Source organism: uncultured Agrobacterium sp. (assembly GCF_913777885.1).
GTDB lineage: Bacteria > Pseudomonadota > Alphaproteobacteria > Rhizobiales > Rhizobiaceae > Agrobacterium.
On record NZ_CAJYTV010000011.1, the window covers coordinates 65,456 to 89,687 of the forward strand.

Annotated in this window: 22 protein-coding genes; 10 read left to right on the plus strand and 12 right to left on the minus strand. The window is 57.0% G+C overall.

Translation table 11 applies throughout. The features are described from left to right. Window positions 1–110: 110 nt before the first annotated feature. Entirely contained in the window at window positions 111–1,667 is a 1,557-nt protein-coding gene (locus QZ869_RS08815; protein WP_296040071.1) for an MFS transporter, read from the plus strand. 18 nt (window positions 1,668–1,685) lie between these two features. Then, window positions 1,686–2,753, plus strand: a complete 1,068-nt coding sequence (locus QZ869_RS08820) for an HlyD family secretion protein (RefSeq protein WP_296081418.1) — start codon at window positions 1,686–1,688, stop codon at window positions 2,751–2,753. Between the two features lie 83 nt (window positions 2,754–2,836). On the opposite strand, the gene QZ869_RS08825 is transcribed toward QZ869_RS08820, so the two are convergent. Next, window positions 2,837–3,547, minus strand: a complete 711-nt coding sequence (locus tag QZ869_RS08825; RefSeq protein WP_296081420.1) for a winged helix-turn-helix domain-containing protein — start codon at window positions 3,545–3,547, stop codon at window positions 2,837–2,839. A 120-nt stretch (window positions 3,548–3,667) separates the two neighbouring features. On the opposite strand from QZ869_RS08825, the gene QZ869_RS08830 reads away from it, so the two are divergent. Then, window positions 3,668–4,591, plus strand: coding sequence for an EamA family transporter (locus QZ869_RS08830; protein ID WP_296104077.1), 924 nt, complete (start codon window positions 3,668–3,670; stop codon window positions 4,589–4,591). A gap of 74 nt (window positions 4,592–4,665) precedes the next feature. Here QZ869_RS08830 and rplI read toward each other — a convergent pair whose 3' ends face one another. The 5 genes from rplI to QZ869_RS08855 all read right to left on the minus strand — a co-directional run bounded on the left by rplI (window position 4,666) and on the right by QZ869_RS08855 (window position 8,452). Further along, entirely contained in the window at window positions 4,666–5,241 is a 576-nt protein-coding gene (gene rplI, locus QZ869_RS08835) for a 50S ribosomal protein L9 (protein WP_296019410.1), read from the minus strand. A gap of 15 nt (window positions 5,242–5,256) precedes the next feature. Beyond that, window positions 5,257–6,234 (minus strand): DUF2232 domain-containing protein, encoded by a 978-nt coding sequence (locus QZ869_RS08840; protein WP_296104080.1) that lies wholly within the window; start codon window positions 6,232–6,234, stop codon window positions 5,257–5,259. 181 nt (window positions 6,235–6,415) lie between these two features. Further along, window positions 6,416–6,664 (minus strand): 30S ribosomal protein S18, encoded by a 249-nt coding sequence (gene rpsR, locus QZ869_RS08845; RefSeq protein ID WP_003502063.1) that lies wholly within the window; start codon window positions 6,662–6,664, stop codon window positions 6,416–6,418. A gap of 12 nt (window positions 6,665–6,676) precedes the next feature. Then, window positions 6,677–7,120 carry a 30S ribosomal protein S6 gene (gene rpsF, locus QZ869_RS08850; RefSeq protein ID WP_296019404.1) on the minus strand — a complete coding sequence of 148 codons (444 nt, stop codon included), beginning with the start codon at window positions 7,118–7,120 and terminating at the stop codon, window positions 6,677–6,679. Between the two features lie 288 nt (window positions 7,121–7,408). Beyond that, complete coding sequence (locus QZ869_RS08855) at window positions 7,409–8,452, minus strand: aldo/keto reductase (RefSeq protein WP_296104083.1); 1,044 nt, start codon at window positions 8,450–8,452, stop codon at window positions 7,409–7,411. 226 nt (window positions 8,453–8,678) lie between these two features. Here QZ869_RS08855 and fabD point away from each other — a divergent pair, with 226 nt between their 5' ends. The 7 genes from fabD (at window position 8,679) to gmk (ending at window position 15,672) form a co-directional block, all read left to right on the plus strand. Further along, the gene (gene fabD / locus QZ869_RS08860; RefSeq protein ID WP_296104086.1) at window positions 8,679–9,623 is read left to right on the plus strand and encodes an ACP S-malonyltransferase; all 945 of its coding nucleotides are present in this window, start codon (window positions 8,679–8,681) and stop codon (window positions 9,621–9,623) included. Between the two features lie 30 nt (window positions 9,624–9,653). Beyond that, window positions 9,654–10,391 (plus strand): 3-oxoacyl-[acyl-carrier-protein] reductase, encoded by a 738-nt coding sequence (fabG, locus tag QZ869_RS08865; RefSeq protein ID WP_296100946.1) that lies wholly within the window; start codon window positions 9,654–9,656, stop codon window positions 10,389–10,391. A gap of 381 nt (window positions 10,392–10,772) precedes the next feature. Further along, the gene (locus QZ869_RS08870) at window positions 10,773–11,009 is read left to right on the plus strand and encodes an acyl carrier protein (protein WP_027675866.1); all 237 of its coding nucleotides are present in this window, start codon (window positions 10,773–10,775) and stop codon (window positions 11,007–11,009) included. Window positions 11,010–11,269: 260 nt separating this feature from the next. Continuing rightward, window positions 11,270–12,532 carry a beta-ketoacyl-ACP synthase II gene (gene fabF / locus QZ869_RS08875; RefSeq protein WP_296040073.1) on the plus strand — a complete coding sequence of 421 codons (1,263 nt, stop codon included), beginning with the start codon at window positions 11,270–11,272 and terminating at the stop codon, window positions 12,530–12,532. 303 nt (window positions 12,533–12,835) lie between these two features. After that, window positions 12,836–14,053 carry an endolytic transglycosylase MltG gene (mltG, locus tag QZ869_RS08880; RefSeq protein ID WP_296040022.1) on the plus strand — a complete coding sequence of 406 codons (1,218 nt, stop codon included), beginning with the start codon at window positions 12,836–12,838 and terminating at the stop codon, window positions 14,051–14,053. A gap of 63 nt (window positions 14,054–14,116) precedes the next feature. Beyond that, the gene (locus QZ869_RS08885; RefSeq protein ID WP_296019380.1) at window positions 14,117–15,004 is read left to right on the plus strand and encodes a YicC/YloC family endoribonuclease; all 888 of its coding nucleotides are present in this window, start codon (window positions 14,117–14,119) and stop codon (window positions 15,002–15,004) included. Between the two features lie 5 nt (window positions 15,005–15,009). Next, window positions 15,010–15,672 carry a guanylate kinase gene (gene gmk / locus QZ869_RS08890; protein ID WP_296104089.1) on the plus strand — a complete coding sequence of 221 codons (663 nt, stop codon included), beginning with the start codon at window positions 15,010–15,012 and terminating at the stop codon, window positions 15,670–15,672. Between the two features lie 437 nt (window positions 15,673–16,109). Here the strand turns inward: gmk and rsmA are convergent, their stop codons facing one another. The 6 genes from rsmA to lptF all read right to left on the minus strand — a co-directional run bounded on the left by rsmA (window position 16,110) and on the right by lptF (window position 24,008). Beyond that, complete coding sequence (gene rsmA / locus QZ869_RS08895; RefSeq protein WP_296104092.1) at window positions 16,110–16,940, minus strand: 16S rRNA (adenine(1518)-N(6)/adenine(1519)-N(6))-dimethyltransferase RsmA; 831 nt, start codon at window positions 16,938–16,940, stop codon at window positions 16,110–16,112. Next, window positions 16,940–17,956 (minus strand): 4-hydroxythreonine-4-phosphate dehydrogenase PdxA, encoded by a 1,017-nt coding sequence (gene pdxA / locus QZ869_RS08900; RefSeq protein ID WP_296104094.1) that lies wholly within the window; start codon window positions 17,954–17,956, stop codon window positions 16,940–16,942. The genes rsmA and pdxA overlap by 1 nt, the downstream gene beginning before the upstream one ends. Window positions 17,957–18,062: 106 nt before the next feature. After that, window positions 18,063–18,983 (minus strand): peptidylprolyl isomerase, encoded by a 921-nt coding sequence (locus QZ869_RS08905; protein ID WP_296040075.1) that lies wholly within the window; start codon window positions 18,981–18,983, stop codon window positions 18,063–18,065. 410 nt (window positions 18,984–19,393) lie between these two features. Beyond that, the gene (locus QZ869_RS08910) at window positions 19,394–21,754 is read right to left on the minus strand and encodes an LPS-assembly protein LptD (protein ID WP_296040029.1); all 2,361 of its coding nucleotides are present in this window, start codon (window positions 21,752–21,754) and stop codon (window positions 19,394–19,396) included. Further along, window positions 21,754–22,842, minus strand: coding sequence for an LPS export ABC transporter permease LptG (lptG, locus tag QZ869_RS08915; protein WP_296019367.1), 1,089 nt, complete (start codon window positions 22,840–22,842; stop codon window positions 21,754–21,756). Before lptG ends, QZ869_RS08910 begins: the two co-directional genes overlap by 1 nt. After that, complete coding sequence (lptF, locus tag QZ869_RS08920) at window positions 22,839–24,008, minus strand: LPS export ABC transporter permease LptF (RefSeq protein ID WP_296104096.1); 1,170 nt, start codon at window positions 24,006–24,008, stop codon at window positions 22,839–22,841. The genes lptG and lptF overlap by 4 nt, the downstream gene beginning before the upstream one ends. Window positions 24,009–24,232: the final 224 nt, after the last annotated feature.

Consider the following 24,232-nt stretch of genomic DNA (forward strand, 5'->3'; position numbering starts at 1 on the left):
ATGAAGAGGAGCATAAGACCACTCCCGCGGCTGTACCTGCACCCGAGCCTAAGGACGATGCGGCCCTCCCGCCGGTTCAGCCCGCCGAGAAATCCTTCAGCCAAAAACTGATGTATATTGCCGCCGGCCTTGCCTTCTTCATTACCCAGGGCATGGGCATGAACATCGTCATGGCCAATATCTATCAGCTGCAAGGCGAATTCTCTGGAACGGTGGCGGAGGTGGCCTGGCTTTCGGCAGCCTACATGGCGCCCTATGCGACCTTCTCGATTGCGCTCTTCAAGGTCCGCCAGCAATATGGCCTGCGGCCATTTGCGGAAATCAGCATCATCGCCTTCGTTTTTGCCTCTTGCCTCAACCTTTTTGTTACGGATCTGCATTCCGCCATTGTCGTGCGTTTCGTTAGCGGCATGGCGGCGGCACCTCTGTCGTCGCTTGGCTTTCTCTACATTCTCGAAGCTTTCCCCGCACAGCGAAAGCTGACGCTTGGCCTCAGCATCGCGCTTACGGGAACGCTTCTAGCATCGCCGCTCGCGCGCATCGTCTCGCCGCCGCTGCTCCAGATCGATGGCTGGCAGGCGCTCTACAGCATGGAAGTGGGGCTAGCGCTTGCCGTATTGCCGATCATCTACCTCCTTCCGCTAACGGCTCCGCCACGGGTGAAAGTGATCGAGCGCCTCGACATTCTGAGCTATCTGCTATTTGCCGGAGGTCTTGGCTGTCTCGCTGTCTTTCTCACGCTTGGCCGGTTCTACTGGTGGTTCGAAACCTGGTGGCTTGGAGTGCTTCTGGCGACGTCGATCAGCCTCCTGACCGTGATGACCATGATCGAATTGCCACGAAAGAATCCTATGCTCGATCTGCGCTGGATTTTCTCGCGCACCAATCTGCATCTCATTGCGGTCTTATTGATCTATCGCGCCGTCTCTTCGGAGCAGTCGTCCACCGCAGTGAGCCTCTATCAGCAACTTGGCATCCTCAACGAACAGACAGCGGACCTTTATGGTCTCATCATTCTCGCGACCGTTCTGGGCGGTGCGACCTGCGCGTTGTTGATGCTGACGAAATATGTCGAAACCGCACATGTCATCGCCCTGTCCTGTATTGCGCTCGGAGCCTTCATGGACAGCACATCGACCAATCTGACCCGGCCTGAACAAATGTATCTGAGTCAGGCAATGATCGCCTTCGGCGCGGCCATGTTTCTGCCCCCCGTTATGGCCAAGGGATTTGGCGCGGCACTGGCAAAAGGTCCGCCCTATCTCGTCAACTTCATCACCATCTTCCTGTTCACCCAGATTACCGGATCGATGTTGACGACTGGTCTGTTGGGCTCCTTTGTGACGCTCAGGGAAAAATTCCACTCCAACATCCTAGTGGAAAGCATCCTTCTGCAAAATCCGCAGGTCGCGCAGCGCATCAGCCAGCTTTCGGGTGCTTACAGCCATGTGCTCACCGATCCGACGCTTCTGCGAGCGGAGGGTGTGACCCTTCTTGCCCAGCAGGTATCGCGAGAGGCCTATATTCTCGCTTATAACGATACGTTTCTGCTGATCGCTATATGCGCTGCCGCCGCTCTCGTCGCGCTGCTTCTACACCTCGCATGGCTGCGCCTCAAACCATTGATGTCGGGCGGTCAAAGTGCCGCAACCGTTTCCCAATCCTGATCCTTCAGAGACTTAAAAATGCTAAAAAAGATTTTCACACCTGTTACCCTAATCGTTCTTCTCGGCGGTGTCGCTGGCGTCGCGTTGGTGCTTTATGCCTGGCGCCTGCCACCCTTCTCCAGTCATGTCGAAATGACCGACAATGCCTATGTGCGCGGTTATGTCACGACCATGAGCCCTCAAGTGAGTGGTTATGTCGTCGATGTGCCGGTGAAGGATTATCAGGAGGTCAAGCAAGGAGATCTGCTGGTCAAGATCGATGACCGCATCTTCCGCCAGAGACTGGCGCAGGCAGAAGCCACACTTGCCGGGCAGACCGCCGCCTCGGATAATTCCCGCCAGCAGGAAAACGCCGCCCGTGCCAACATTGCCTCCAGCCAGGCCGCTGTGGATAGCGCCGAAGCCTCGCTGAAACAGGCGCAATTGGCTGCCGATCGCCAGGACAATCTGATTCGCAGCGGCGTCGGAACCTCAAGCCTGCAAGAAGAAGCTCAGGCCAATCTTGAAAAGTCCCGCGCAGGGTTGTCGCAGGCCAAGGCGGCGCTGGAAGTGGCTCGCCAGGATCTGCAGACCATAATCGTCAATCGTAGTTCGCTCCAGGCTGCCGTTGCCAACGCCCAGGCGGCGGTTGAGCTCGCTAGAATCGATTTGCAGAACACCGAGATCAAGTCGCCGCGCGATGGCGAGCTTGGTGAAGTGGGCGCGCGTGTAGGCCAGTATGTCGCCGCAGGAACCCAGCTGATGGCGGTCGTGCCGCATGATGTGTGGGTTGTCGCCAACTTCAAGGAAACCCAGCTTGCGGGCATGGCAGTGGGCCAGCCTGTGTCGATTTCCGTCGATGCGCTCCATCATCGCAAATTGAAGGGCAGGGTCGAGCGCTTCTCGCCAGCTGCCGGTTCCGAATTTGCCGTGATCAAGCCAGACAATGCGACTGGCAACTTCGTGAAGATCGCGCAGAGGGTGGGCGTGCGCGTGTCGATCGATCCGGACCAGCGCGCCGCTGAAGAGTTGTCTCCGGGCATGTCGGTGGTCGTTCGCGTCGACAAGAGCAAGGCTCCCGTAGCGGAAGAGGCCGCATCTAAATAGACTGCGGTACGGCTTCCACAGTCAAGCCTTTCAGCCTATACGGCCGGTTTGAAGGCTTTGTCTTGCTAGGTCGTCGGCTTCGCTCAGCCTTCCCGCCAATCCGCGGGCAGGCAGAAGATGTTTCGAAATCCCTTCTCACCCTTAGGCGTGATCGTCAGAGCGCGGCTATCGGCCCTGCGTGCTACCCATCCGAGATCCAGCATGCGTTGGAAAAGTGCGGCACCGACACGTCCGGCGATGTGATGACGCCGTTCGCTCCAGTCCAGGCAGGTGCGGCAGAGCGGCCGCTTCGGACGTGAACCGTCGCTCAGATCGATCCCGAACTCTCCCAAAAAGTCCTTGCCTTTTTTTGTTACAAGAGCGCCTTCGTCCGACAGCAGAATCACTCCGCTGTCGCTGAGGCTGTCTGTGATCGCGACGGCAAGCCGTCCTGCGATGTGGTCGTAACAGCTGCGGGCGATACGCATGTCTTTTTCTCGCGGCCCCATCGGATGATGCCGTTTCGGACCGACTGCAGCAATCGACATGAGCGAATCGATACCATGAGCAACCTGAGCGGACGAAAGCCGGTAGTAGCGATGCCGACCTTGTTTTACGGTTGTCAGAAGGTTGGCGTCGACCATCTTCGCTAGATGCTCGCTTGCGGTTTGTGGCGTGACGCCTGCATCTCGCGAAAGTTCCCCCGCTGTCAAAGACTGTCCCCCCATCAGCGCGCAGAGCATGTTGGCACGCGTCGTATCGCCAATCAGGCTGGCTATGGCGGCAAGAGTATTCGGGGAGGCGAAACCGGTCATGCAACACCATTATCACTCCCGCATCCGCTCGTCAGCGGCACATTGTTCGGTCGATACCGAAGCTTCCCCTCGCGGCGCAGTTCTATAAAAAAGGATCGCTTTGATGGAGAGACTGATAGAATGGTCGATAAAAAATTGCTGCCCGAACTTGCCCTGCTGGTTTTGCTGGGATGCCTGTGGGGCAGCTCCTACACCTTCATCAAGATCGGCATTGAGACGATCCCTCCTCTGACGCTGATTGCAGCGCGCACCGCGATTGCCGGTAGCATCCTCACCGTCGTCATGTTCTGGCGAGGCTTGCGGCTTCCAAGGGATCCAGCACTTTGGAAGATGTTCGCCATCCAGGCGGTGCTGAACAGCGTTCTGCCATTCACGCTGATTGCCTGGGCAGAACATCACATCGATGCCGGATTGGCAGTTATTCTCAATTCGCTGACGCCTGTTTTCACATTTCTGCTAACCGCGATCATTACCCGTCATGAGATGGTCAATGGCAGAAAGCTGTTTGGTGTGATGATCGGGCTCGTTGGAACGGTTGTCATGATTGGCGTTCAGGCGCTGAATGGTTTCGGCGATGTCGTGTTGGCGCAGGTGGCAGTCATTCTAGCCACGGCTTTTTATGCGGGCGCGGCGATCTTCGGGAAGAACTTCAAGGGTGTTGATTCTATGATCCCGGCTGCTGCTTCTTTGATCTGCGGAGCCGTGATTCTCATACCCATCAGTCTGGTGGTTGACCGCCCGTGGGAGCTAGTGCCCTCAGCGCGTTCGATTACCGCACTCATCGGGCTCTCGATGTTTTCCACTGCACTCGCTTTCACGATATACTTCCGCCTCGTTCGCACTCTCGGGTCGCTCGGAACGACGGCCCAGGCCTATGTGCGCGTACCCGTGGGCGTAGCGATCGGTGTTATATTCCTGGGCGAGCAACTGTACGCGAGCACGATGATAGGTCTCGTCTGTATTCTCACGGGGGTGATTGCAATGACGTTGCCGACACGCCGGCCGATCGCAGGAATGGCCGAGGCGAAGGCCTCTAGCGAATAATACAAAACCCAAACAAAAACCCCGGCTGTCACCATCCGGGGTTTTGTGTTCGAGCCTTAAAACGCTCGCAGAAATTAGTCGTCGTCGCCGTCGCGGTCAGCTTCCGGATCGAAGAAGTCTTCCGGACGCAGTGCGTCTTCGTCAACGCCGTAGATGGCGTCAGCGGAGGTGAGGCTTTCACCCTTGGCCTGACGCTCAGCTTCTTCAGCCGAACGGGCAACGTTCAGTTCAACCTGAAGCTCGACTTCCGAGTGCAGGTGAAGCGTGACGTTGTGCAGACCGATGGTCTTGATCGGCGTGTTGAGTTCGACCTGGTTACGGCCAACGTTGAAGCCTTCCGCGCCGAGGATCTCGACGACGTCACGGGCAGCAACAGAACCGTAGAGCTGACCGGTTTCGCCAGCGGAGCGAACAACGATGAAGCTCTTGCCTTCAAGTGCGTCGGCAACCTTCTGGGCTTCGGACTTACGCTCGAGGTTACGGGCTTCGAGCGTTGCGCGCTCGTTTTCGAAACGTGCCTTGTTGGCAGCGTTGGCGCGCAGCGCCTTGCCCTGCGGCAGCAGGAAGTTACGTGCGTAGCCATCGCGAACCTTTACGGTTTCGCCCATCTGGCCAAGCTTTGCGATGCGCTCGAGAAGAATGACTTGCATCTTCTTGATCCTTTCTCAATTGGAGTTGGTTTCGTTAGTTTGATCGGAGTTCCGCGCAGGAGTGAGTGAAATCGTGCTGCGCACGTCGCTCAATCCCAGGAGGAGTATGAAGAACAGCGGAAACATGAAGACCGCTGATAGGTATGCGAGGACGAGAACCGGCAGGCGCCAATCCTTACCCTTGGAACGGTGATGCAGCGAAGCGTAGCCCGCTATGATGAATCCCGCACCGAACGTGCCGCAGACAACCGCACCGATCATGGCGGGAACGCCGCCAAAAAAGGTGAGGACGATGCCTGCGAGAAAAATGAAGATCGCATTGCGATGCATACGAAGCGCCGCTGCGATATCTTCGCGTGGGCGTAGGCCCTTGCCGAAGGAGCGGACCATGCGGCTTGCAAAATAGTAGGCTGCAAACAAGAGCATCACCCACAGACCGCCCTGGATCATCGGCAGCATCAAAACCAGAAGCGACTTCGTCTGCGCAAGCGCTGTCGGGTCTGGCTTGAAAGAAGCTTCGCTGGCCTGCACGGACGCCATCATCAGATCGACGATTTGGGAGACGAGATCCGGGCCATAGCCGATCATGACGCCGAGGACGACGACGGATACCGTGATCAGGCCGCAAAGATGCAGCACGATGCCGGACAGCGGATACCAAGCCATCAGGTCTTTCGGCCCGCCGATTTCGGTTGCAGGCCGTGCGAGATTGGCAAGATGAGAGAGCCAGCCAGCTGGGATAAGCGTAAAGATTGAAATCGTCACCGCAAAGAGCGGGGAAACCGCAAGTGCGCCGAGAAAGGCAGCTGAAACGATGGCAACGATGGCGGCAGCATTGCCCCAGCCCAGGCCGGCGACGAGAACCGGCATGGCAGACGCGGCATAAAGCAGGAACGACATCGACGATTGTGCCGTTGCGCCAAGCGTCAGAAACGCGGCGCATATGCCGGCAAGAATGCCGGTGATCAGCACTGTCTGGTTCAACTGTCTCAACGTCGCTGTCCTGCTTGTTTTCAGCAGTTAGAGGACCGTTCATCTGAACGTCGTCCCCAACATGGGATTTGGTCTTTGTCGATCCGCGCCCGACGCGGAAGGAATTGAGAGTTCCTGAAATGCCATACGGGCAGAGCAGGAAAGAACGAGGCCGCGCAAGGCGCGACCTCGAAACTTTAAATTACGCTACGACGTAAGGCAGCAAGCCGAGGAAGCGTGCACGCTTGATCGCCTGAGCGAGTTCGCGCTGCTTCTTCTGGGAAACGGCAGTGATGCGCGAAGGAACGATCTTGCCGCGCTCGGAAATGTAGCGCTGCAGGAGACGAACGTCCTTGTAGTCGATCTTCGGAGCATTTGCGCCGGAGAAGGGGCACGTCTTGCGACGGCGATGGAACGGGCGGCGTGCCTGGGAAGAGGATGCGTCAGCCATTATTGTTTCTCCTTATGCACGGTCTTCGCGCGGACGGCGCGGACGGTCTTCGCGGTCGCCACGCGGACGGTCGCCAAAGCCACCTTCACGGGGGCCACGATCGGGACGGTCGCCACGCGGACGGTCGTCGCGGTCACGCTTCTGCAACATGGCAGACGGGCCTTCTTCGTGGGCTTCCACAGCGATGGTCATGTAACGAAGAACGTCTTCGTTGATGCGCATCTGGCGCTCGACTTCGTGGATGGCAGCCGCCGGAGCGTCGATGTCCATCAGAGCGTAGTGAGCCTTGCGGTTCTTCTTGATGCGGTAGGTGAGGGACTTCAGACCCCAGTTCTCGATGCGTCCGACTTTGCCGCCGAACGATTCGATAACGCCCTTGTACTGTTCGACAAGTGCGTCGACCTGCTGGGCAGTGATATCCTGCCGGGCAAGGAAGATGTGTTCGTAAAGAGCCATTTAAGCTTTGCCTTTCTTGCGTTTCATTCATCACCCGGCAACGGCGCTAAGCCTCAACGACTGCTCTTGATCGGAAAACCGGAGGCAAGAAAAGCGTTGTTCGAGACGGTCGAGAGCGGAGACACGGGAGGCCGGAAAAACCTTATGGTTCCTGCTGTTTCGAAATCGAAACCAGCCCTCCGTTCAGCCACCAGCCATAAGACCGGGTGTTGTGAACAGCGCGCTTATACTGAATTTCGCTGCGAATGCAAGCGCGCCGCTCCAAAAAGCCTGGTGAACGGGCTTCGATTAGATCGGCATTGGGTATTGCCGGTGGAGGTCCGCAATGCTTTTGAGCGTTTCATCGGACAAGGTGACCTCCGCTGCGGCGATATCTGTCTTCAACTGCTCCATAGTCGTCGCACCGATGATGACGGACGCCATGAAGGGGCGGGTAAGGCAAAAGGCAATGGCGAGCTGCGCGGGATCGATGCCGAGCTCGTACGCCAGTTCCAGATAGGCCTTGACCGGAGCCTCCTGCAAAGGCTGCAGCCGTCCGCCGATATCGTGATTGATCGACCCGCGCGATCCTTCCGGGCGCGCACCGTTCTGGTACTTGCCGGTCAGGATTCCACCTGCAAGCGGCGAATAGGCAAGCAGGCCCACATCCTCGTGATGCGCTACTTCCGCAAGATCGAGATCGAAGCTGCGATAGAGAAGATTATACTCGTTCTGAATCGAGGCGACGCGTGGCAGCCCCTTGGCCTCGGCGATATCGATGTATTTCTGCGTACCCCAAGCACTTTCGTTGGAAAGTCCGATGGCGCGAATTTTTCCGGCCTTCACCAGTTCACTGAGTGTCTCGAGCTTCTCGTTGAACTCTTCGAGGGTCTTTTCTTTGTTCTGCTTGGAGGCATCGAAGCTCCACGCGCCGCGGAAATGGTAAGTGCCACGGTTCGGCCAATGGATCTGGTAGAGATCGATGTAATCGGTCTTCAGACGCGTGAGGCTGGTGTCGACCGCTTCACGAATGGCTGCCGCGTCGATATCGCGCCCGCCGCGAATGTAATCACGACCAGAACCCGCAACCTTGGTGGCCAGGACCACCTCGCTACGCTTGCCGCTCTTCTGGAACCAGGTTCCGATATAGTCTTCCGTGCGCCCTTGTGTTTCGGCAGAGACCGGCGTCGTCGGGTAGAGCTCCGCGGTATCAAAAAAGTTCACGCCGTTATCGAGTGCGTAGTCCATCTGCTCATGGGCTTCGGACTCGGTATTCTGCGTACCCCATGTCATCGTGCCAAGGCAGATTTCCGACACGGAAATGCCCGTGCGTCCCAACGTGTTCTGTTTCATGGAAATGTCTCGTTTTGCTTGGAAGGTTGGCAGAAAGTAATGCGGAATTGCCGCAGTGCAAGAAAAAATATTGCACTTCAATCTCTGTGGAAGAGGGCGGTCAAACAAGGCGCAAGCGGCCGTCAAACAGCGCAAAGTCTTGACTTTGCGGGCCGAACTGTGAATGGAAAGCGCCAGAATGGAAGTGAAGGCCCAAAAACAGGCCAAAAAAGAAGGACCGCATTCCATGGCTATCGCATTCACATTTCCGGGTCAGGGCAGCCAGGCCGTCGGCATGGGCAAGGATCTGGCAGAGAACTTCGCGGAAGCCCGCGCGGTTTTCGATGAAGTAGACGAAGCACTGGGACAGAAGCTGTCCGACATCATGTGGAACGGTCCGGAAGAGACGCTGACGTTGACCGCCAATGCCCAGCCGGCGTTGATGGCCGTATCCGTCGCCGTGATGCGCGCGCTGGAAGCGCGCGGCTTGGATCTGGCGGAAAAAGTATCGTATGTCGCGGGCCATTCGCTTGGCGAATATTCAGCGCTTTGTGCTGCCGGCACTTTCTCGCTTGCCGATACCGCCCGTCTCCTGCGCATCCGCGGCAATGCCATGCAAGCTGCAGTTCCGGTCGGTGAGGGTGCCATGGCAGCCATCATCGGTCTTGAGCATGGCGATGTGGAAGCCATTTGCCGCGAAGCTGCGAACGGTGGCATCTGCCAGATCGCCAACGACAATGGTGGCGGACAGCTGGTGATTTCCGGCGCGAAGGCACCAGTGGAAAAGGCGGCGGCCCTGGCTTCGGAAAAGGGCGCCAAGCGCGCGATTATGTTGCCGGTGTCAGCACCATTTCATTCAGCCTTGATGGCGCCCGCCGCCGAAGCGATGCGTGAGGCACTGGCCTCGGTCAAGAAGAACAATCCGGTCGTGCCGGTGGTTGCTAACGTCCGGGCTGCCCCAGTCTCCGATGCCGATGAGATTGCATCGCTCCTAGTTGAGCAGGTGACCGGGCAGGTTCGCTGGCGCGAGACGGTCGAGTGGTTTGCCGCAAATGACGTGACCACGCTTTATGAAATCGGCTCGGGCAAGGTTTTGACTGGGCTCGCCCGCCGCATCGACAAGACGGTGACCGGCGTTGCCGTCAACACGCCTGCGGATATCGATGCCGCACTGCAGACGCTTCTCGGCTGAGTTTACAAGATACAACAAAGGACGAACAGAATGTTTGATCTGACTGGCCGCAAGGCTCTCATCACCGGCGCGACCGGCGGCATCGGCGAAGAAATCGCCCGTCTTCTTCATGCGCAGGGCGCAATCGTCGGTCTCCACGGCACCCGTGTCGAAAAGCTTGAGGCACTTGCGTCCGAGCTCGGCGAACGCGTGAAGATCTTCCCGGCCAATCTGGCCGATCGCGCAGAGGTCAAGGCGCTCGGGGAGAAGGCGGAAGCCGAACTCGAAGGCGTCGATATTCTCGTCAATAATGCCGGCATCACCAAGGACGGGCTCTTCGTTCGCATGAGCGACGAGGACTGGGACAATGTTATCGAGGTCAATTTGACCGCAATGTTCCGGCTTACTCGTGAGCTGACCCATCCTATGATGCGCCGTCGTTTCGGTCGCATCATCAACATCACCTCCATCGTCGGTGTCACCGGAAATCCCGGTCAGGCGAATTATTGCGCTTCGAAGGCCGGCATGATCGGTTTCTCCAAGTCGCTCGCCCAGGAAATCGCCACACGCAACGTCACCGTCAATTGCGTGGCGCCAGGCTTCATCGAAAGCGCGATGACCGGCAAGCTGAATGACAAGCAGAAAGAAGCGATCATGGGAGCGATCCCTATGAAGCGCATGGGAACGGGCGCAGAAATCGCATCTGCCGTGCTCTATCTCGCCTCCAACGAGGCCGGATACATGACCGGACAAACGCTGCACGTGAACGGCGGTATGGCGATGATCTAATGCACCATGCCGTTAATCCGCGGGTAACTTCGGGCGGCATGATGGGAAGAGACAACAGGTGAAAGCGCCTACCGCCTTTTCAAGATGGCGCTTTCACAGCCTGGCTTTTGATGAGTGGAAACAAGAAAATTGCCTGTAGAGCGCGTGTGTTAGCGTTATTTTAAGGCTTTTTTCCCGCTGGAAACCGTGTTAAGCGGGCGAAGACTGTGAACAGTCGTCCCGGAGTGACAGGCAGCCGTTGCGATTTCTTGCGACGATGTTAGCTTGGCCGGGTTGAACGGGTTTGCCCACGGTGCCTGCCTTGAAAGGCGCTTGGGGGTTTTAACAGGGCAGGGTGCCTGAAGGGGCATTCCTTTCAAAGTAAAGGTCGAGGAAACCGACATGAGCGATATCGCAGAACGCGTAAAGAAAATTGTAGTTGATCATCTTGGCGTTGACGCCGACAAAGTCGTTGAAGGCGCAAGCTTCATCGACGACCTGGGCGCTGACTCGCTCGACACCGTTGAACTGGTTATGGCGTTCGAAGAAGAATTCGGCGTTGAGATTCCAGACGACGCAGCTGACTCGATCCTGACTGTTGGCGACGCTGTCAAGTTCATCGAAAAGGCTCAGGCCTAATCATTGAATGGATCTAGGGAAGGCCGCGATGCCTTCCCGATGTGGCCCGGCCTGTCCGGGCCAATATTTTATCATGCGGCCGTTTTCGGCTGGATGAGGCGTGAATGACGCTGAGCCAGACACCTGGAGCAATTTCGGTGAACAAGGGTTCACCCACACTGCTCTAACTCTTTGTTGTGATGTATTTCCGTATGCAAAAAGCCAACATGCTTTGGCCGGAAATGCTCGAATGATCGGATTATGAGGGCGCAAAGTTGACGTTGAGACGTGTCGTTATCACAGGTACCGGCATGGTATCTCCCCTTGGTTGTGGAACGGAAGTGACCTGGGAGCGGCTTTTGGCCGGTCAGAATGGCGCTCGCCTCGTCACGGAATTCGAAGTTGACGATCTACCGGCAAAAATCGCCTGCCGGATTCCTGTTGGGGATGGTACCGATGGCACTTTCAATCCTGACGACTGGATGGAACAGAAGGAACAGCGCAAGGTCGATCCGTTCATCATTTACGGTATCGCCGCCGCCGACATGGCGCTGAACGACGCCAACTGGCATCCGCAGACGGACGAAGAGCAGATCATGACCGGCGTGCTGATCGGCTCCGGTATCGGCGGTCTGGAAGGTATCGTCGAGGCTGGCTATACCCTTCGCGATAAAGGTCCGCGCCGCGTTTCACCATTTTTTATTCCCGGTCGGCTGATCAATCTTGTCTCCGGCCAGGTCTCCATCAAGCATAAGCTTCGTGGCCCAAACCATGCGGTCGTTACCGCCTGCTCCACCGGCGCGCACGCCATTGGTGACGCAGCCCGTCTGATTGCGCTCGGCGACGCCGACGTGATGGTCGCAGGAGGTGCGGAGTCGCCGGTTTGCCGTATCGCGCTTGCCGGTTTTGCTGCCTGCAAAGCGCTGTCCACCCAGCATAATGATGATCCACAGAAGGCTTCGCGCCCCTATGACCGTGACCGCGATGGTTTCGTCATGGGTGAAGGTGCGGGCATCGTCGTTCTGGAAGAGCTGGAACATGCCAAGGCCCGTGGCGCGAAGATCTATGCCGAAGTCGTCGGCTATGGTCTTTCCGGCGACGCCTTCCACATCACGGCTCCGTCCGAGGATGGCGAAGGTGCCTATCGCTGCATGTCCATGGCGCTGAAGCGTGCAGGGCTGACGCCTGCAGATATCGACTATATCAACGCCCATGGCACCTCCACCATGGCAGACACGATCGAACTCGGTGCCGTCGAGCGACTGGTGGGGGACTCTGCCTCAAAGATTTCCATGTCGTCCACCAAGTCGGCGACAGGACATCTTCTTGGAGCAGCAGGCGCGATCGAAGCGATCTTCGCCACGCTGGCCATCCGTGACAACATTGTCCCGCCGACACTCAATCTCGATAATCCTGACGTCGAGACTGAGATCGATCTCGTGCCGCACAAGGCGCGCAAGCGCGACGTCAATGTGGCGCTGTCGAATTCCTTCGGTTTCGGTGGGACCAACGCGTCTCTTGTACTGCGCCGCTACGAAGGCTGAGGTTGGGATAACCCAACCCAATTCAGGAAGGAGCGGCCCCTTGCCGCCCTTCCAAGAATCGATCAGAACGCTGTCAGCATTCCCGGTCGTGATCCGGGATGACTGATCGACCAGTCCTTTAGAAATGAAGATGCGCAAGCATTCTTTTTAAAGAACTGGATCCTTGGAGTATCCTGTCTTCGTCCACGAAGATGTGTTCGATCCCTCCAGCCTGAGAGAGTGCAGAATAGCCTGCCGAACCTGTTTTTGCCGCATTGCCTGCTCAAATAAGCCGTTGTAATGCCGAACTGAAAAGGACCGCCGGTGAGCGATAATAGAGAGAACAATCTGCCACCCTATGATCGCGACAGCTCCTATGAGAGCAAGGGTGGACCGATCATTCCAAAATCGCCGACCGAGGCTTTGAGACCTGAAAAAGTTCCTGAGCCGCCAAAGCGTTCGCGCAAGGCCCACAGCCAGGCGGTGATCTTCCTGAATTTTCTGATGACACTGATCGTTGCCGTCACGGTCGTGGGTGTCGCTGGCTTTTATTACATGATCCATGCGTTCCACGAGCCGGGCCCGTTGCAGACCAACACCACGATCACGGTGCGCAACGGCGCCGGTCTTGCGGAAATTGCCAACACGCTGGAGCGTAGCGAAGCGATTTCCAACGGCCGCATCTTCCGCCTCATGGCAGATCGCTACATGGCCGCCGGCCAGACACCGAAGCCCGGCGAATATGAAATCAAGGCACATGCCTCGATGAAGGATATTCTGTCTCTGCTAGAATCGGGCAAGTCTATTCTCTATACCGTCTCCTTCCCGGAAGGCCTGACGGTCAAGCAGATGTTTGCGCGGCTTGCTACCGATCCGGTTCTGGAGGGTGACTTGCCGAGCGAACTGCCGCCCGAGGGCAGTCTGCGTCCTGATACTTATCCCTTTACCCGCGGTACCAAGCGTGACGAAATCGTTCGCCAGATGCGCGCAGCTCAGACCAAGCTCGTGGAGATGCTCTGGGAGCGCCGCGATCCGAACCTTCCACTGAAGACGATCGAGGAATTCGTCACGCTTGCCTCCATCGTTGAAAAGGAGACCGGCAAGGATGATGAGCGCGGTCATGTCGCTTCGGTGTTCTACAATCGGATGAAGAAGAACATGCGACTGCAATCCGATCCGACCATCATCTACGGTCTGTTCGGTGGCGAGGGTAAACCGTCCGATAGGCCGATTTATCAATCGGATCTTCAGAAAGAAACGCCCTTCAATACCTACATCATCCGCGGTCTGCCGCCTCATCCGATTGCAAATCCTGGCCGTGCGGCGCTTGAGGCGACTGCCAACCCATGGCGGACAGATGATCTCTACTTCGTTGCCGATGGCACGGGTGGGCACGTCTTTGCAAAGACGCTGGACGAGCACAACAGCAATGTGCGTCGCTGGCGCAAGATCGAGGCTGAAAAGGCCGCAAATGGGACCGCGTCCGATACGGTTGTCGATGGTCAACCCGGCGGCAATCAAGCAGAAAAACCTGCCAATTGATGAGACTGGCTTTGTTGCGGTCGCGCTTTGCGTGACCGCATAGAGCTTCTGGGGGACAATCGCATGACATTGCAATCCATGACGGGTTTCGCGCGCAGCGAAGGGACCTCCGGGCGGTACCGCTGGGCATGGGAGTTACGCTCCGTAAACGGCAAGGGACTGGATCTGCGTCTGCGTCTGCCGTCAGGCATGGAGGCACTGGAAACGGCGTTTCGCGACATCGCATCGCAAACCCTGTCTCGAGGTAACATTCAAGCGGGCCTTTCGCTGTCAGCCTCCGAAACCAAGCTTGAGGCTGTTGTCAACCGTGATGCACTGGATGCGGTCCTTGCCCTTAAGCAGGAATTGGGCAGTGCGATCAGCGATGCGCCGATCAGCTTCGACACGTTGCTGTCGGTGCGCGGTCTAGTGGAGTTTCGCGAGCCGGTGGAAACAGAAGAGGTTCAGAGCGCGCGCAATGCCGATATCGTTGCTGGCTTCTCGGCTGCCGTTGCGGCCCTGAGATCCATGCGTGAGCGCGAGGGGACATCTCTTTATGCGCTTCTGTCGACCCATATCGACCGGATCGAACAACTGACGTCGATCATCAATGCTGATCCGTCCCGCCAGCCGGAGCATGTTCGCGCAAGGCTGGAAGCCCAGATCGCCCTGATCGGTGACGGCACAAGCGGACTGGATCGCGAGCGTCTTTATGCGGAAGCCGCATTGCTTGCGACCAAAGCCGATCTGCGTGAAGAGATCGACCGGCTGACCTCACATGTTTCTGCCGCGAGGGAACTTCTTGCCACAGGCGGGCCGGTCGGACGCAAGCTCGATTTTCTTGCACAGGAATTTAACCGCGAGTCGAATACGATCTGTTCCAAATCCAATGCCAGTGCTGTAACCGCTGCTGGTATCGAATTGAAGGTCGTGATCGATCAGTTCCGCGAACAGGTTCAAAATCTGGAGTAGGCTCTATGGTGCCAGCGAATAGCTCTCCCGTCCATATCGCCCGCAGGGGTCTGATGCTGGTCATGTCCTCGCCATCCGGCGCAGGCAAATCCACTATTGCTCGAAACCTGCTGGAGAGGGATAAGAATATCAGCCTTTCTGTGAGCGTCACCACGCGCCAGCGCAGGCAAAGCGAAATCGAAGGCATTCACTATCACTTCATCACCAAGCGCGAATTCGAGGGACTGCGCGACAGCGATCAGCTTCTGGAATGGGCTGAGGTGCATGGCAATTTCTATGGGACGCCGCGTGCGCCCGTGGAACAGGCAATGTCTGAAGGTCGCGACATGCTGTTCGATATCGACTGGCAGGGCGCCGAACAGCTTCAGGACAAGATGAAAGCGGACGTCGTTTCGATCTTCATCCTGCCGCCAACGATGACCGAACTGCAATCGCGCTTGCATCGGCGTGCCGAAGACACCGAAGAAGTCATCCGCACACGCCTTGCCAACTCGCGCGCCGAAATCGAGCACTGGCGCGATTATGACTATGTCATCCTCAACGATGACCTCCAGGCGGCGTTCTCGGCGGTTGAAGCCATCGTGAAGGCCGAACGTGTCCGCCGCGACCGACGCCACGGCATGTTCGATTTTGTCAGAAGCCTGCTCGAAGAAGAGCCGCAGCTTTAATCATCAAAGGCGCATGTCGCCAGCTCTTTATCCTAAGGTTTGTCGTCGGTGGCGTCTTTCGCCCAAAGGCGACTGCTGTGCAGCTTTCCACGTGAGTGCATGGTTCTAAGCGTAGGGCCCATCGTGCGTGGCTGGACGCGGCATGACAGGACAGCCGTAGAGGCTCAGGCACTCTCGATGTCTTCTGGCGGACAGCCAAGGCATCCAGATTGGTCCTCCCGCAGAACCGCAATCCAGGCAAGCCGGTTTGGCTGGCGATAATTGGTCGATTCGAGGAATGGGCCAGGACCAGTGTCTGGCTTGTCTGCTGGATGACACAGTGCATGGTGCCTGAAGAGTGATCGCACCTGTGTTTAAAAACCGGCGTTGTTCAGGGCGTCCTTCTCGGCGCGACTCGACGCGAGATGGATGTCGATCAAGTTGTCGCTCAGCAAGGATTACAAGCTGTTTGCCAATCGTACGAACTCTTCTACTGAAAGCGTTTCGGCGCGTCGTGTGGGGTCAATGCCAGCCTTTTCAAGCAGCGCTTCTCCACCGATGCTCTTCACACTCTGACGCAGCATCTTTCTTCGCTGGCCGAAGGCGGCTTCCGTGACCTTCTCAAGTTTCTCCACATCGCAAGGCAACGGCTTTGTCTTCGGCAACAGATGCACGACAGTCGAGGTGACTTTGGGCGGCGGGCTGAAGGCTTGCGGTGGCACGTCAAATGCCATTTCCGGCACTGTGCGCCATCCGGCGAGCACGCCCAGGCGACCGTAGTGATTATCGCCTTCCTCGGCAACGATCCTCTGCCCGACTTCCTTCTGGAACATCAGCGTCATGGACAGCCAGAATGGTGGCCATTCTTTCGGCAAAAGCCAGTTCACCAGAAGCTGCGTGCCAACATTATAGGGAAGGTTGGCGATAATACGGATCGGTTCGCCCTTGGGAACCAGCGTCTCGAAATCAGTCTTGAGAGCATCGCCCTCGATGACCTCAAGCCTCCCTGGATAATGATCTGCGATCTCCGCAAGCGCTGGCAGGCAACGGCTGTCGCGTTCGACTGCGATCACCTTTTTCGCTCCAAGAGAAAGGATGGCCCGCGTCAAGCCGCCAGGCCCTGGACCAACCTCGAAAACAGTCACGCCGTCGAGCGGGCCCGCGGTGCGCGCGATCTTCTGGGTAAGATTAAGGTCGAAGAGGAAGTTCTGGCCCAGCGATTTTTTCGCGTCGAGACCATGGCGCTGGATGACGTCGCGCAGAGGCGGAAGACCATCGATGGCTGCCATCACGAGGCCTGTCGCTCGGCGATCTGTGCCGCCATCGTCAGCGCTGCGATGAGACTGGACGGACTGGCTATACCCTGTCCAGCAATGCCGAAGGCTGTGCCGTGGTCGGGTGAAGTCCGGATGAAGGGCAGGCCGAGCGTGACATTGACCGAATCATCGAAGCCGAGCGCTTTTGCCGGTATTAGACCTTGATCGTGGTACATGCAGATGGCGACATCGTAACGCTTGCGCGCTGCATCATGGAACATCGTATCGGCGGGCAGCGGGCCGAATGCATCGATACCATCCTTGCGCAGTCGCATGGTCGCCGGATGGATGATGTCGCGATCTTCCAGGCCGATAGCGCCGTCCTCTCCCGCATGAGGATTAAGCCCGGCCACCGCCAGCCGCGGAGCATCCATACCGAACTTGCTCTTCAGATCGTTGGCAACGATGCGGCAGGTGTCGATGATCAAGTCTTGGGTCAAAGCCGACGCGACATCCTTGAGTGGAATATGAATGGTCACAGGCACGACCCGCAGCTTTGGGCCAGCAATCATCATGACCGGCCTTGCTGCCTGGCCTGTATGCTTCAATGCCAGATCGGCAAGAAATTCCGTGTGGCCTGGAAACCCGAACCCGGCTTCGTAAAGGACGGATTTGGCGATGGGATTTGTAACGACGGCCGCAGTCTTGTTCTCCATCGTGAGTGAAACTGCGATCTCGATGGCTTTTACGGTCGAATGGGCAGCCCCTACATGCGGCTGTCCAGCCTGAACGTCAAAGCCGACGGGAACGGCAAGAACGGGAAGGGCGGACGAAAAGGCAGAGAACGCCTCTTCTGCTTCGCACGTCACCACGCTGACGGGCATGCCGAGTATATTCGCTCTGCTCGTCAGGACCTCTGGATCGCCGATGAACAGGAACGGTGGAACGTCAAATTCCGCGCGCTTCGCCCAGGCTGCGAGTGCGATATCGGGACCGATTCCAGCGGGGTCGCCTTGGGTAAGAGCAAGAGGCAGCTTGAGCGAAGACAATGCGTTGGAGCTTTCACCTGTTATGCCGTAACCGGCAGGGAGATCCTGCCGACGGTAGCATCTATGTCAATAGAGGGGCGCAACAGTAAGGAGCGCCGCACTTCACTCACGTTCTGGTAATCTGCGCCTTGCTGCGAAGCTCATCCAGATACTTCTTTTCATTCGGGTTTTCACCCTTCTCGGCCTTGGTCAGGTCCTCGGCCCGGAAAACGATTTCCGCTGCATAATCGTCGGACACTTGTTGCTTCTTGCAGACCGCGAGATATTCCACGCCCTTGTCGGTCACGAGGGTGCCGGTGGTGCCGCCCACAGGCGCCTTGATGACCATGTCTTTCCATTCTGCCGGCAGTTCCGGTTCAAGAATACGACCGAGATCCTTGATCGACACATCCAGCATCGTCGCTGCGAAAGTCTTTGCCTGTTCGCAGCCGGGGTAACGCTTGCGAGATGCTTCCGCTTCGCTCTTGCGCTTGCCAACGATGGACTTCTTCGACTGCGGCACCACGAAGATAACCTGTTGAAGGAAATACTCCGTCGTGACGGGCTTTTGCCCGCGTTCCTTGAGCCTCGTGACGAAATCTTGAGTCGACATGCGGTTCTTGCCGCCATATCGCGCGTTTACAAGGCGCGGCCAGCTCATCTGGATGGCGATAAACGACTTGAAGTGGTCAGCGCCAACGCCTGCCTGGGCCAATACTTTGGTCAATTGGTCTTTCGTCATCTTGTTCGTGGCAGCAAAGCGCGCGAAAGCTGCATCCACATCCGCAGTGCTGACAGACGCCTTGACGCGGGCGATCTCGTCGCGCTTCAGCGCCTCATCGATCAACTGCTCACGCGCTTTGTCATTGAGATTGCCGGATTGGCGCTGTAGTTTCAGGAAAGCGACGCGGCGCGCTATGTCGTCGGAGGTGATTGGTGTCTTGTTGACGACGATCTTAACCGCGCTATCGGCAAAAGCACGATTTGCCTGTGGTGCGACAATCATGGGAACTGCGAAGATCGCAAAGGCAAACGCGACGCCACGCATCGCCTTCTTTCCGAAGTTCATCCTGTTCTCTCCCTCTCGGCATGACGTGGGACGAGTGCCCAGACAGTGCTCTTGAAACTCCCGCTGCATGAAGGTTACAGCCGTACCTTGCGGCGTTGTCTGTCCTTACGCTGCGAACCTAAATATGAACGTGCCCGTGTATATCACTGGAATGATTGCTACGGCAATCGTTCGCCGATACGAGATCGTCGATATCTGCGGCAAAAGCGTGACGAAAGCCCTGGCTGAGCGAGCGTGACCCGTTTTACCGAGAAATCGTCAATCCCATGGTCCAGCAGGCGCTCTCACACGCATAATCTTTGCTTATCTCTGCACACGACTGATGTTTCGCCCATCAAACGAAAACGGCGGGAAAATCCCGCCGCATCTCGATAATTTCCAGCAGTCAATCAGTAAGTGTTCGGTTGCCAGCCAATGTCTGCCTTGCTCCAATCCTCTGCGGCGGAGCCGACGCTGATATCGCCGAGCGTACGGAAGGCGATGCGGGCATTGATCGACCAGTCGTTTGCCGCTTCACGTACCGTGCTCAGATTGCCTTCATCGGAATAGCTGACGGTAAAGATGGTGCATTCGTCCTGATACAGAACACCGATACGACGTTCGCTGGAGAACTTATTATTCAGATCGTAGTTGATCGCCCCGAACAGCGCCCAGTTGTCATTGAGACGAAGCTTGCCGGAGGTCTGGATGATGTCACGATCACGATCATAGCCATAATTCGGCTGTGCCTTGACCTGCGTGTAGCTGACCTTCCCGGTGAAACGGTTGTCCGCGTAGTGAACACTATTCTCCATGCGGTTGATCTCGAAATTATCCTTGTCGAGACGCAGGCTGTTGGAGAAGGACAGGCCGATCGGTGCATCGATTGCTGCCATAGTCACGTAGTCGGATCGATCAGACTCAAGTCCGGAGTCGGCGCCGACATTGACCAGATCCGTGGATGCGAAAGAATTTTCGCCCGCCAGGTGGTACGACTGACCCACAATCGCACGAATGCCATAGCCGTTATTGAAGGTACCGTTGTAGCGGAAACCGAGATTGGCGCGTGTGCCGCCTTCGATCCGGTCAAAGCCGGTGAACTTGTCGCGTTCAAAGAGATTGGTCGCGTCAAAAACGAAGGCCTGAGAATCCTCGTTCGGAAGCTGGCCCGCATATTGCTCGTCCGGACGCACGAACAATTGTGCAATCGGCTCGATGACATGGTTGCTGTTCTGAGCAGTGAACAGGATCGGGTAGCGCGCCTCCAGGCCGAATGTGGCCATGCCGCGGAACGCCGCATCGTCATTGATCATGCTGTTATAAGCAAAACCCTGTGTGCTCATGTCGGTGGAGAAGATGTCTCCCCGAAGCGCTGCAAGCGGTGTCAACTGGACGCCGCTGTCAAACGTATAGGTCCTCTTCCACTCCGCTTCGGTAGATAGCCGCGTATAGGTTCCCTCTAGGCCTGGGAATCGGTTGGATGTTCCAAGCAAATAGGCATCCTGATCACGCCTTGTCAGGCTCGTCAGATTGGTCGTCAGCGAAAGCTCGCCGCCGTAAACCGGGTCCGGTACGAAGTAGCGATAGTCGATGGCCGGGTGAACCATTGCCTGTCGGCGTTCCTCGGCTTCGAAGTCGTCCTTGTCCTGAACGTTGAAGTAGTAGGCATTGGCATCGAAGCTGTTACGGTCACCGAGACCGGAGAGGTAAAGCTTGTTGGTCTGCGTTTCGCTCTTGTAGCCTTTGAGGTCGTAGGTGCGTGCGAAGTTATTGTCCGATTGCACCATGACATCCCAGCCGAAGGACCAGCGAGGATTGATCTTGAAGTCACCCTTGCTGGCTACCATGCCACGACGGTCGTTCAGCGAGTCGCTGGTTCCTGCATCGAAGCGGGAGGGGTCCTTCTGATCGATGCCGGCAAATGTGAGCGTGTGCGTTCCCATTTCGAAACGCTGACGCAGCTCGCCGTGCAGCAGAAGGCCCTGGGCCGTATAGTAGGTGGGCGTGACGGTCAGATCGGCGCTATCGCCGAGGATCTGATAGTAGGGAACGCCAATCCCGAAGCCGAGCTTGTCCGTTATGCTCATTTGCGGGAACAAAAAGCCCGACTTGCGCTTTACCCGGTTATCGGGAACCGTGATGAAAGGAAGATAGGCGATCGGCTTGCCAAACAGCTCAAAACGCGCCTTCTCAAGTCGCACGGTCTGGCTCTTGCCGTCCTGGATCACGCGCTCGGCTCTGACCTGCCATAATGGCGGCTTGTCCGGTCGTTCGGAGCAGGGAAGACATGCCGTATAGACGCCGTTGTTGAGGATCATGACATCCTCATTGACGCGCTCGGCGCTTTCGCCTGCTATGCGGGTATTGTCAGTCGTTTCCACACGCAAGGCATTGACGAAGCCTTGAGAGAAGTTGTCCGTGACATCCAGCTCGTCGGCATAGATACGGTTTCCACCCGGCTCGATCAACTCGATATCGCCGCGAGCAACCACCCGACCAGTTCCCTGGTTGTATTCAACACGCTGGGCCACCATGCGGTAGCCCGAATATTTCATGCGCACGCCACCCGTTGCGATCACTTGTTCAGCGTCGCGATTATAGGTGAGTTCATTTGCTGTTAGCAGGAGTTTTGATTGGTCTTGAGCGTCGCCGACCATCACGCCGTCATCAGCAAAAGCGCTGGATGCGGTCGCAACGTATGCGCACACAGAAGCCCCTGTCAGAAGGGCTGCCGCAAGCCGTCTGATATTCCCGCGGTCAAATACCGCCACTAGCCGTCCTCCTGATGAAGCAGAATGGTTGCCCCTAATGCCAACGCTACGATCACTGGAATCCAGACCGCAACGAAGGGCGGAACAACGCCGCTACTCCCGAATGCCCTTACAAGCACGGTTACCACATAAAGCACGAAGCCGGAAAGGATTCCACCGAGAATCACGGAACGAGACTGTGCAAAACGGCTGAACTTTAGAGAAACAGTCGCTGCAATCAAGGTCATCGCTACGAGCAGAAACGGCATCGAGAGCATGAAATGATACTGGGTCTCAAGCGCCTTCGATGACAGGCCAAATGATTTTGCCACTTCGATCTTTCTGGAAAGATCAAAGAAAGCAACGGTTTCCGGCTGCGTCAAACGCTCCTGAACGAATTCCTGTCTCAAATTGGTACTGATTCTCGCTGTTGCCTGATGCGTGGGCACGTGGCCCGGTCGAATCTCTGAAACGTCGTTAAGAAGCCAGTAACCATCTTCCAATTTCGCAGAGCTTGCGTCCTGCCGGAAAAGGATATTGCCGCTCTTATCGAGGTGAATGAGCACCACATCTTTCAACAGCGTGCCGTTGTCCTCGAAGCTCTTGGCGCCGATGATCGTATCCTGGCCGCCGCTGCTTTGACGCAACCAGGGAATGACCTGTTGCTGGCGGGGCCCGCTGCCATCGTTGCGCCATCCTGCTTCAACCGAAAGCGATTTGCTTTCTCCCCACGCCGCTAGAGGATTGAGCGCTGTGATGGACAGAATGCCGAGCAGGATCGCTCCGGTAATAAAGGGGAGCATGAACTGCCAGACGGAGATACCGGCTGCGCGAGTCACGACCAGCTCGTAACGGCGATTGAGCGAAATCAGCGTCGTCATGCCGACGAAAAGTGCGACAAATGGGACGGTCTGCTGCAGAATAAGAGGCAGCCTGAGCGCTGTCAGGCCGAGCGCGGCAGGCACGGAATAGCCGGGAAGAGCCGACATGCGGCGTGCCGTTTCGCTGAAATCGGCCAGAAAAATGATCGAGGAGACGCCGAGCAAAAACCAGAAGGTCGTAACGGCATAGCGGCGAAGAAAGTAACGGGCAAGCGTTCCGAAGATCATGCGCCTTGTCCTCCATTGCCGCTAGCCTTTGGAGGGCTGATACGGCGTTGAAGCATTCTGCTCGCGTGCTGGATGAAGGCTGGCATATGAAGTTTCCGGCCTGTCGCGAGCAGATAGGCGGCAATAAGCCCGCTCACCACCGGTACGGCATAGACAAGCGGTATGAAAACGGCGCTCTGCTTGACCTGATTGGTAAAATAGAAGCCAAGCCAGCGCAGCATGAAGGCGGTCACCAACGCGACCACCATCGGGTGCAGTCGCGCCTCGCGATGGGAGCGCGCATCACCCGCGACGACCAGCGAGATCAGTGCAAAGACAAAGGGAAACATCCAGTCGACGAGACGCCGGTGCAATTCCGATCGGAACGTGCCGGGGTTCTTTTTGTAGCCGTCCAGATCCTGATCGGGCGAGAGCAGGAAGGAGAGGCTGGCATCACTGGCAGAAAGCGACGGCTCCTTGTCGGATTTCTCAGACATGGTTGATAGATCGAAGGCATAGGACAGGAATTTGACGACGGAAACCTTCCCGTCTGGTGTCTTCTGCTGGACCTCTCCGTCGCGCATGGTCAGCGATGTACCGCCTTCGTCAATCATGCCTTCCTTTGCATAATAGATGAGGTCGTAATTCGGATCGCGTCGGTCAGCCACGAAAAGACCGCGCAAGATGCGGCCCTGACGCTGGCCGATCTGCACGTAGAGTCCATCCTGGATCGTGCGGAAAGTCTTTTCTTCGATGACGGAAGACAACAGATCGGCATAGGCCTCCGCCACCATTTGCCGCGCCGCGGCGCGAGCAGGCGGTTCGGCGAAATTGGTGATGCCGAAGGAGACGAGACTCAACACCGCACCGAGAATGAGGACGGGCTTGTATATGATGGTGCGACGAGCGCCGGATGCATCGATGATCGCCAGTTCGGAATCGGTATTCATTGCCGTCAGCGTCTGCGTCACGCCGATGACCAGCGCGAATGGCAAGACGACCGGTATGAGCGTCGGCAACAGCATCGTCGCAAGCGTCATGAATGAGCCCATGGACTGGCCGCTATCGGTGACGAGGTTGATTCTTTGCAGAACCTGGATCGTCCAGATGATAGCCAGCACAGGCATGAGCGCGACGAGAACCATCTGCGTCGTGCGTCGCAATATGTAGCGTTCGAGAAGCGCCATTTAGTCCCTGGTCACATTTTTCATTCTTTTCCCCTCGCAGGGATTTGGCCCTATGTAATCGTATGGATCACGCTTGGCGACTCCGCACCCGCCACAAATTTCTTCTGCACCGTCATTTTTCCTGTCGCTGTGGCTTTTTGTGGAGAGGGGCGAGAAAAACTTTTTCGTCAGTTCCAGGCCACCGCTCTCCATCCACAAATTTGACACTGCAACGCGCCATGCCG